Consider the following 8,681-nt stretch of genomic DNA (forward strand, 5'->3'; position numbering starts at 1 on the left):
AAAAAGCAGACCGGAGAAATTTCGATTCTCCGGTCTGCTTTTTTCTTCACGCCGTCAGATCAGACTCACGGTATAAAGCTCGGCGTCGTCCGCCTCCGGGAAAGGCCCGAAGGCCAGGACGTCGGGAATGGCTCCCAGCCTCACGTAATAGGAATCGGCAGGCGTCAGTTCGTTTTTGACGCCCCAGCCCACGCAGGAAACCTGACGAACCTCGAGCCTGACGCCCTCCACGGGATAACGGAGCGTGCATTTTGAAGGAATGGCCCCGGCCCGGCCCACGCCGTGCACATCGGGAACGGCCTTGTCCGTATCCGCCGATCCTCCGGCAAGAAACGCCCCTTTCCATGGGGCTGCGGCCGGACCGACTTCAAACCACAGGCCGAGCCCGGCAGGCGCATGAGGCCGCAGGCGATATTCCGGCATCAGCTTTTTGAAGGTGCCCGCCTGCACGGCGGCCTTGACGCCGAGTCCCGCCTTCACCACGTCCGCTCCCCGCAGAGGATCGGGCAGAGAAGACGGCTCGGGCGCTTCTCCCGACGGAGAGATCAGGATGGGAAAGCCGTTGCCGGACTCAGCGTGTGCGCAGAGCGCGGCAAGAGACAGCGTCCTGCGCACGTTCCTGTTTTCAAAATCCGCTCCGGCGATGACCCATGCGCTGCATGACGCCAGTTCTCTTGCGGCCAGGCTCCATGCCATGTTCTCCGGGGATGCGTCCCAGAAGTGCGCCTGAGCGTCAAGCCCGGCCCGGGCCAGTTCCTGACACAGCACACGGGCAAGGCCCTCATTTTTTTCCAGCAGACTGACCAGAACTCTTTTCTTCACGACGACCTCGCTTTCCTTCTTTTGCGCCCGCTGCCGGACACGCCGGAACCTTTGTCAATGGAACGGGACGAGGACCTTTTTCTGCCATGAGGGACGCGTGCAGAGGCAGATGGTCCTCCGGAAGCTCGCGCCGTTGCCGGGCTTCGTTCCCGGCCGCGGCGCGCCTTCCGACCGCGCTAGTTTCCGAACGTCATGCTGAACGAGCCGTCTTCGGCCACGTCCATGGCCACACTGCCGGGCATGCCGCCTTCCGTCATGTGCTCAAGAATGCTGTGCGCAAGACGCGGGAGCACGGAGCCGGACAGAATGTATTCGATATTGCGCGCGCCCGTTTCCGTTTCGGAGCACCGAGCCACTATCTGGTCGACCACGGCCGGCGTATAGGTCATGCTCATGCCGTTGTTTTCGTGCAGACGCTTTACCAGCGAACGGAGCTTGAGATCCGCAATGAGATGCATGGCGGAACCTGCGAGGCTCCGGTAGGGCACGATGGTCATGCGGGCAAGCAGTGCCGGACGGAAGTGCTCCGAGAGCACGGGACGAATGACGTTGACAAGGGTGTCCATGTCGACTTCGGCATCGTTTCCGGTCATTTCCTGAATGAGATCGGACGCGAGGTTGGAGGTCAGCATGATGATGGTGTTTCTGAAGCTCACTTCCTTGCCTTCGCCGTCGGTAAGCGTGCCCTTGTCGAAGACCTGATAGAAAAGATTGAGCACATCGATGTGCGCCTTTTCCACCTCGTCGAGAAGCACCACGGAGTAGGGACGACGACGCACGGCTTCGGTGAGCATGCCGCCTTCGCCGTAACCGACATACCCTGGCGGAGAACCGATGAGACGCGAAACCGTGTGCTTTTCCTGAAACTCGCTCATGTTCACGGAAACGACGCTGCTCCTGTCGCCGAACAGAAGCTCGGCCAGCGCCAGACCGGTTTCCGTCTTGCCCACGCCCGAGGGCCCCACAAGCAGGAACACGCCGAGAGGCTGCTCGGGAGAACGAAGTCCGGCGGCCGAAGCCTGAATCGTGCGGGTGATGGCCTGAAGCGCAAGGTCCTGTCCCTTGATGCGGCGACCGAGCAGCACATCCAGATCCTTGGTCACTACGGCCTGCTCCTGCGCCATGCGGCCGACAGGTATGCCCGTCCAGTCGGAAACGACCTGTGCCACCACGTCCGGCGTCACTTCCACGTGCAGAAGACTTCCCTTCCGGCGCAGTTCCTCAAGACGGCTCTTTGCCGCCTCAAAGTCCGCCACAGGATCGGAATGCTCTCCGGGCGCCGCATCCGCCTCTCCGCATGAAGACGCGCTCTGATCGTTTCCGGCGTCGGCCGCGGCAAGCATGGCCGTGCGGCAGGCAATGTAGCGCTCGGCCGCATCCTTCTGCTCCTTCCATTCCGCTTCCAGCTCTTCCGTCTCGGCCAGAAGCGCGGCAATGCGCTCTTCCAGAGCCGCCACGCGTCCGGCGTCCACGGTCACGCCGTTGCGTTCGTCGCGCTGAAGACCGCGAAGTTCACGCTCCGCCGCCTGTCTGGCGCGTTCCTTGTCTTCCAGAGGCGCAGGCTTGGAGGAGAGGCTCACCTTCACTCGGGCGCAGGCCGTGTCCAGAAGGTCTATGGCCTTGTCGGGAAGAAAACGGCCCGTGATGTAGCGGTGCGCGAGACTGGCGGCGGCAACAAGCGCGTCGTCGCGCACAAGCACCCTGTGAGCCTTCTCGTAGCTGTCGCGTATGCCGCGCAGAATGAGCCCCGTCACTTCCACGGAAGGCTCGTCGAGCTTGACGAGCTGGAAGCGGCGGGCCAGCGCGGGATCCTTTTCAAAATATTTCTTGTATTCCTTCCACGTGGTCGCAGCGCAGGTCCGTATCTCGCCGCGGGCCAGCGCGGGCTTCATGAGGTTGGCGGCGTCCGAACCTCCTGCCTGTCCGCCCGCACCCACCAGCATGTGGGCCTCGTCGATGAAAAGAATGATGGGCTTCTCGCTGGATTTGATCTCATCGAGCACGCCCTTGAGACGGCGTTCAAACTCGCCCTTCATGCCGGCTCCGGCCTCAAGCAGACCCAGGTCGAGCGAAAGCAGCGTCACGCCGTTCAGGACTTCGGGCACGTCGCCTTCCACGATGCGCAGCGCGAGTCCTTCCAGAACGGCCGTCTTGCCCACGCCCGGTTCGCCCACCAGTATGGGATTGTTCTTGCGGCGGCGGGCCAGAATGTCCACCATCTGCCGTATCTCTTCGTCACGCCCGAACACCGGATCGATTTTTCCCGCCTTGGCCTTGGCGGTAAAATCCTCGCAGAATTTGGCAAGGAAGCTTTCTCCGGGCTGACCGGTCACGGAAGGACCGCCGGACGCCCCGCCCTCCGGCAGGGACATGGTGGTTTCCGACGAAGCCTGCACCAGCTTTCCGAAATCGCGCAGCAGCTCTTCCCTGTTGATGGAGGAAAACGCGTCGGTATAGCTGCCCTGCGCGTACACGGCGCTCTTGCGCAGAAAGGCCAGAAGCATGGCCCCGGAACGTATCTGCGACAGTCCGAGGTCCACGGAGCTGATGAGCCACGCGGACTCCATGAGCTCTATGAGGAGGGGAGAAAAAACCGGACGCCCGGCATTGCCGGAACGAAAATCGTCCAGCACGGCGTTCAGGCCGCGGATGACCACAGCCGGATCTACGCCGAAGCGCTCAAGCGCCAGAGGAATGTCGCTGCGGGAATCGGCAAGGCATGCGAGCAGATAATGCTCGATGGTGACTTCATAGTGGGTGCGGTTGACCGCCTGTCCCGCAGCGGCGTTGAGCGCCGCCGTTGAAAAGTCGTTGCATTTTTCCAGCAGTGCCCTGATGTCAACACCTGTCATGTGCATCTCCTGTCTGCGGGATGAAAAAGATCCGCCGGTCCGTTCCTCAGGTCAACGGACCGGCGGACGCCTTTCTGATCGTGCGTGGCTACTTGTTCCAGTCGTCCACGTATTCAATGTTGCCGTCGTTGTAGGTCCAGGTGATCTTGGAATAGGTGAAGGCCACCTTCTCCATGTCCTGATACGGCTTGCTGTCCGGCAGGAAGGTGAGCGGTGTGTGATGGGACATTTCCACCACAATGGCTTCCTCCATCTTGACCGTGAAGTACTTGTCTTCCGAACCGTCTTCCTTGATGCGGTAGAAGTCTATGGTCACCTCGCACTGCTCGCCCGTGCAGCAGGCCTTGTAGAGCTTGGGAGAGGCCACGTCCACGGCCTTGGTCACCACGTAGGGATGATGGATGCGCTGTCCGGTGGGCAGACCGGTATGGGTGTCCTTGGGAATTTCCACGCAGTGCTCGGCGGCGTAGACGAGGATCTTGTCGGTCTTGTCGCCGCCCTGCTTACAGCTGCCCTTGATGTCGCCCTGATTCTTGCCCTTGACGGACATGTAGGAAGTAAGAGGCATGATTGAACTCCTTTATTGAACTGTCAAACAGTGAGAATTTGCCCGTCTATTGCTTTTCAAGCTTGCCGACGAGCGAAAGGGTGAAGCTTGCGCCCATGTACTTGAAGTGCGGGCGCGCCATGAGACTTACCGAATACCAGCCGGGATCGCCCTCCACGTCGCTCACGGTGATCTTCGCCATGCGCAGAGGACGCTTGCTGCGGGTCGTGGGGTCGGGGTTGTCCATCTCGGTGACGTACTGGCTGATCCACTTGTTGAGCTCCCGCTCGAGATTGACACGTTCCTTCCAGGAGCCGATGTTCTCTCTCTGAATCACCTTGATGTAGTGGGCAAGGCGGTTCATGATCATCATGTAGGGAAGCTGGGTGGACAGCTTGAAGTTCATTTCCGCTTCCTTCCCCTCGGGAGTGTTGGGGAAGGTCTTGGGCTTGAGCACGGAGTTGGCGGAGAAGAACGCCGCATTGTCCGAGCCCTTGCGCATGGTCAGGGCAATGAAGCCCTCCTCGGCCAGTTCATATTCCCGGCGTTCGGAAATGAGCACCTGCGTGGGAATCTTGGTCTGCATCTGGCCCATGCTCTCGAACTGATAGAGAGGCAGATTCTCCACGGCTCCGCCGCCCTGCGGTCCTATGATGTTGCTGCACCAGCGGTACTTGGCAAAACTGTCGGTCAGGCGGGAAGCAAAGCAGAAGGCCGTGTTGCCCCAGCAGAACTCATCGTCGCGAACAGCCTCCTCCTTGAAGTTGAAGCTCTTTGCGGGCACGGAGTTCTCGCCGTACGGCAGACGAAGCAGAAACTTGGGCAGCGTGAGGCCCACGTAGCGGGCATCTTCCGACTCGCGGAAGGAACGCCACTTGGCATACTGCGGCATTTCAAACACGGAATGCAGATCCTTGAGATTGGGAAGCTGATCCCAGGAGTCGATGCCGAAGAATTCCTTGCCGGCCGCGGCGATGAACGGCGCATGCGACATGGACGCCACGCTGGCGACATATTGCAGAAGCTGCATGTCCTGCGGCTTGGGACCGAATTCATAGTTCGCAATGATGGCTCCCACGGGCTGACCGCCGAACTGACCGTATTCCGCCGTATACACGTGCTTGTAGAGCCCCGACTTGACCACTTCCGGCGCATCCTCGAAGTCGTCGAGAAGATCGGACTTGGACACGTTGATGAACTCAATCTTGATGTTCTGACGAAAATCCGTGTTGTCCACCAGGAACTTCATGGAACGCCAGGCGGATTCCAGACGGGAGAACGACTCGTTGTGCAGGATCTCATTCACCTGTGCGGAAAGTTTGGCATCGAGTTCGGCAATCATTTCGTCGACCAGGGCACCGGAAATCTTCTGTTCCCCCTTCGTTCCGGCAAGTTCCTTGATGAAGGCCTGAAGTCCGGCCCGGGTCAGGGCATAGCCGTCATCGGCGGGCTTCAGTCTGGAGGCCTCGACGATTTCATCAAGCAGGCTGAGACCCTCCGTCGTCGTCTGCTGCTTTTCCTGTTCTGTCTGACTCATTTCTCAGCCTCCCTACTTTTCAATGCCGAGTTCCTGAAGCACCTTGGCCCTGGCCGCCTCGTCGCCCACAAGTTCCTGCAGCTTCTTGCGGAAGGCGGGCACGTTGGACAGGGGTCCCTTGAGCGCCTTGAGCGCCTCGCGCAGTTCCATCATTTTGGCCAGCTCCGGCACCTTCTGCACAATGGCGTCGGGCTCGAAATCCTTCAGGGTCTCAAACTTGAGATCCACGCTCATCTGCGCATCCGGCTCATCCGTGAGCTTGTTGGGCACGTTCACGGTAATGCCGAGGTCCTGACTGCGCATCACGTCGTTGAACGTGTCCTTGTCGATGCTCACAGGCGTGCGATCTTCAAGAATACGGTCATCGGCGCGCAGCGTGAAGTCGCCGAGCACCATCAGCTTGAGAGGGAGCTCCACTTCTTCCTGGGCGTCCCCCGTGGCGGGACGGTAAACAATGTTGACACGCTCCTTGGGAGCGATAGAGGCTTCTTTTGCCATGACTGCACTCCTTAATGATTATTGCCGCAAGCCGACGGCTGCGGAAGGACACAGACGGGACAGCCGGCCGTAAACGGCCTTCGCCCCCTCTTCATCCCGCGCCAGCACGAAGGCATCGTGCACGGCGGTGAGCACTTCCACCGCGCGGGCTCTGTCCCAAGTTTCCAATTCTCTGCGGTCGCTCTCCTCGAGAAGATCCCTTGCCAGCGCAACGGCGACCGCCGATTCTCCAGCCCTGCACAGAAGGCGAAGCTGTTCCACCCGAAACACCATGTTGACTGCCAACGATGTTCCCTGTGCCCGGTCAAGCGTTGCCAGTGCTTCGACAACCAAGTTGTCATTGAACAGCCTCTCCGCCTCGGCCATGACTCCCAAAACGGCGTCATCCGAAACGGCGGCCGCCCCGGAAGAAGGCACAGCCCCGTTGCCGGCCGCCTGACCGCCCGACGGCGCCCGCTGTGACAGCGTCTGCAGCCATGCCCTTGTCTTTTCCGATGCAAAAGGCGTGCCATCCGTAAAACTGAGCGTCTCCACGCCTTCAAGACGGCGTACGAAGCGCAGCGTCTCCTCGCGGACGACCTCCCTTGCGGAAGCAAAGTCCGTTCCCAGCTTCTCCAGCGCCTCGTCTATGAGCGCCTGAGCGTCAAGACAGAACAGCGAAGAGGCAAAAAGATCCTCCGCCCCGAGCGCCGCTTCCACCAGCTTGCCGGAGTTCAGCAGATTGTGCAGCGCCTCCAGGCGCACGGCATCCGGCGCGGGCAGATACGTCTGACCGTTTTCGGCAAGCGGCAGAGCCGCCACTCCTCCCCACAGCGCTATCCTCAAAATCTGCCAGGGCTGCGGGTCCTGTGCGGAGTCCTTGTGCGCGAGAAACGCATAGCGGCATGAAGCGTCGACGAACGCCCTGCGCGCCGCCCTGGCGTCCTCGGATTCCGATGCCGAAGAAGCCGCCTGTCGAGGGGCGGGCTGCGGCGTCGATTCGGCAGAAGAAGAGGCAGGAGAAGAGACGGGATTCTCGGGCTTCACGTCCTTCTCAGGCAAAGCGGCCGACTCAGAAGAAACGGCGGGCCCGGCGGCCGAAGGCGCTTCCACGGGCTCTGCGGTCGCAGCCTCCGGAGCGCTCTTCTCCTCAGCCGAAGGTTCCCTGACCGGCTCGTTTCCGGCGGTCTTCTCCCCGCTCCGCCCGTCTTCGGCAGACGACGGCTGCGGGGCGGACTGCGGCGGCTGGGAGGGAAGGCGGCGTATGGCTTCGCGCAGATCGCGCAGGGGCATCGCGTCGGGCATGAGCTCCCCGGCAAGCTGATCCAGCTTGTCCAGAGCATCGAGAAGCTCATGAAAAAAGGCGTCGGAAAGAGGCGGAAGCGAATCGTCCAGAGCCTGCACCTCCGCATACGCCCGTTCATGCCACCATTCAAAGGCGTTCGTGCGGCGGCGCAGACGGTTCAGAGGAGGAAAGGCCGTTTCCCAGAATGACGTGAACAGCGCCGAAAAAAGATTCATGGCGTCGCACAGCCCCTGGAGCCCGTGCATTTTCTGCAGGGCTGCTCCAAGGTAGGCGGCCATGAGTATGTCCTTGGACTTGCCGGACAAAATGCTTACGGCCAGATCCTCCACCTTCGCCCATGAAATGGGCTCGGTCTGCGTGGCGGACCCCAGCTTGTTGATTTCCGCAAGAACGGCTTCGTATTCGGGTTCAAACTTGGCGTCAAACCCCGCCGGACTTTCCCCCGGAATGGGAGAGCTTCCCAATGCTGCGGCATCCATGATGCATCCCTCAATACTTCACTCAGCAGAAGAGCGTTCTCTCCTGCAGCGACATCTGTTTAATCTTATCTCATATAAGATAGGTTCGACAAATAGTCAGGTCAAGTGAAAATTTTGTACCAATATCGCAAGACGTACAATGCCCCAAATAAGGATAATGAAAAGCCATTAATATACCATCTGCAACCTTCCAATATTCCCCCATATGACAGCACCATTAAAACAATTACCGGATAAAATAATGACCATACTATTAATATATCATATAAATAATACAAATTAAAATAATATTCATTAATTTAATACGACATCTCTACATTTCTTGTAAACGCCACATGAAACGCGTTTTCAATCAGCGATGCAGAGGGTAACATTATGCTTCCATGCTGCACAGGCCAGGGGGGAAAAAATCCTCCTTTTCTGTACGACCTGCCCCCCGTATCTGCAGACATGGTTCAAAAGCCGACTCACGGACGGACCATTCTCCTTCATGCCGACATCATCTCCCGCTTCCGGGATGAACGCCTCCCCCCTTCCCCAAAGAATCCCGGAGACACAGAAAAGCCTTCCGTGTGCGCCTTCCCCCTCCGCCGTCTGAAAAAGCGCACAAGTCAGGACCGCCCCTTCAAGGGGCGGTTTGATTTGACCCTATAAGGGTCTG

6 protein-coding genes are annotated in these 8,681 nt (G+C 59.6%); all 6 read right to left on the reverse strand.

Going from position 1 to position 8,681, the window contains the following annotated elements:
- Positions 1 to 54 precede the first annotated feature (54 nt).
- Positions 55 to 822: a hypothetical protein gene (locus QZZ60_RS03710; RefSeq protein ID WP_295637973.1), complete on the reverse strand. Its 768-nt coding sequence runs from the start codon at positions 820 to 822 to the stop codon at positions 55 to 57.
- Positions 823 to 998: 176 nt separating this feature from the next.
- Positions 999 to 3,674 carry a type VI secretion system ATPase TssH gene (tssH, locus tag QZZ60_RS03715; RefSeq protein WP_295637976.1) on the reverse strand — a complete coding sequence of 892 codons (2,676 nt, stop codon included), beginning with the start codon at positions 3,672 to 3,674 and terminating at the stop codon, positions 999 to 1,001.
- Positions 3,675 to 3,762: 88 nt separating this feature from the next.
- Positions 3,763 to 4,242: an Hcp family type VI secretion system effector gene (locus tag QZZ60_RS03720; protein ID WP_295637978.1), complete on the reverse strand. Its 480-nt coding sequence runs from the start codon at positions 4,240 to 4,242 to the stop codon at positions 3,763 to 3,765.
- 46 nt (positions 4,243 to 4,288) lie between these two features.
- Complete coding sequence (gene tssC, locus QZZ60_RS03725; protein WP_295637980.1) at positions 4,289 to 5,758, reverse strand: type VI secretion system contractile sheath large subunit; 1,470 nt, start codon at positions 5,756 to 5,758, stop codon at positions 4,289 to 4,291.
- A gap of 12 nt (positions 5,759 to 5,770) precedes the next feature.
- Positions 5,771 to 6,256 (reverse strand): type VI secretion system contractile sheath small subunit, encoded by a 486-nt coding sequence (gene tssB / locus QZZ60_RS03730; RefSeq protein ID WP_295637983.1) that lies wholly within the window; start codon positions 6,254 to 6,256, stop codon positions 5,771 to 5,773.
- A gap of 18 nt (positions 6,257 to 6,274) precedes the next feature.
- Positions 6,275 to 8,020, reverse strand: coding sequence for a type VI secretion system protein TssA (tssA, locus tag QZZ60_RS03735; protein WP_295637984.1), 1,746 nt, complete (start codon positions 8,018 to 8,020; stop codon positions 6,275 to 6,277).
- Positions 8,021 to 8,681 lie beyond the last annotated feature (661 nt).

It is taken from the genome of uncultured Mailhella sp. (assembly GCF_905187505.1).
Classification (GTDB): domain Bacteria; phylum Desulfobacterota; class Desulfovibrionia; order Desulfovibrionales; family Desulfovibrionaceae; genus Mailhella.